General features: G+C 69.6%; 1 protein-coding gene. It reads left to right on the top strand.

Translation table 11 applies throughout. The features are described 5' to 3' along the window. Positions 1-334: 334 nt before the first annotated feature. On the top strand, positions 335-997 hold the full coding sequence (locus EB084_26485) for a hypothetical protein (protein NDD31810.1): 663 nt from the start codon (positions 335-337) through the stop codon (positions 995-997). Positions 998-1,020: the final 23 nt, after the last annotated feature.

The following is a 1,020-nucleotide window of genomic DNA, read 5'->3' as shown; positions in this document are numbered from 1 at the left end:
GATCGCGCCCTCATCGGCCGTGACTGCGTCGTCGGAGCCAGCAGCTTCATCGAGGCCGAAGCGGTGGTGGGCAGCCGAGAGCGCCTCGAGCGCGGCGCTCGGGTGGCCGCAGGCCAGAAGGTTCCCGCGTAGGCGCGGTCCGCGGCGCCGTTTGGGTGCGCGCCACGTGGGGCGCGCGCCTGTGGATGGGCGTGCGCGATGCAGAACCGGATTCAAGTCTTTTCGCGCAAACCCGCATGGATGGTCGATTCCGTGAAGGAGAAACGCGATGGATGATGAAACTGTGCGAGGTTTCAATGAGCGCGCGCGGCGCGCGAACGGAGGCGCGTGAAGCGTGGGTTCGAAGCAGTCGAGCGAGAGTGCGTCCGGGTTCTGGCCGCGCTTCGCGGTGCTCACCGTGGTTGTGCTCTGGGTCTCCCTGGTGGGGGGCAACTGGGTGGGCAAGTACCTCTTGCGCACCAACCCGAAGTTCGCCATCACCAACAAGGAAGACTTTCGCAACGTCAACGATCAGCGGTCGCGCCTGCGCGGGCGCGCGCCCGTGACGAGCGGCGAGGCCCCTGCTGCAGACAAGGGTGACGTCGATCCCACAGACAAGCCGTCTGGCGATGGCGTCGAGCTGACGTCGCCGAGCGATGCCTCATCCAAGGCCCCGGGGGCACGGCCGTCCGCCCGCCCTTCGTCATCTCCCACGCCTCGCTTCTCGAAGGCCAAGGCCTCGCCTGACGCGGCTCGCCCCACGCCTGTCGAGGCCCGCCCAGAGCCGAAAGAGACCCACGACGTTCCGCCACCGCCGATGTACAAGGAGTCGCCTGAGCCGGAGGGCTCCGCGCCTGCTCCGCCCGTGCCCACCCCGGCCGAGCACGCGGCCCCGTCTGAGAAGGTCCCATCGGCGCAGAAGCCCACACCGGTCGATACCGACCCGTCGACGACGCGGAAGGGCGCGGCGCCCAAGGCTCCCGTTCCCACGCCGGCGGGGCCGGGAGGAGACGGGTAGGGGGGCGCTTCGCCTTCTCGCCT

This window comes from Pseudomonadota bacterium (genome assembly GCA_010028905.1).
Lineage (GTDB): Bacteria > Vulcanimicrobiota > Xenobia > RGZZ01 > RGZZ01 > RGZZ01.
The sequence above is the reverse complement of the archived record's forward strand: the minus strand, read 5'-3'. Positions and strand labels throughout refer to the sequence as shown.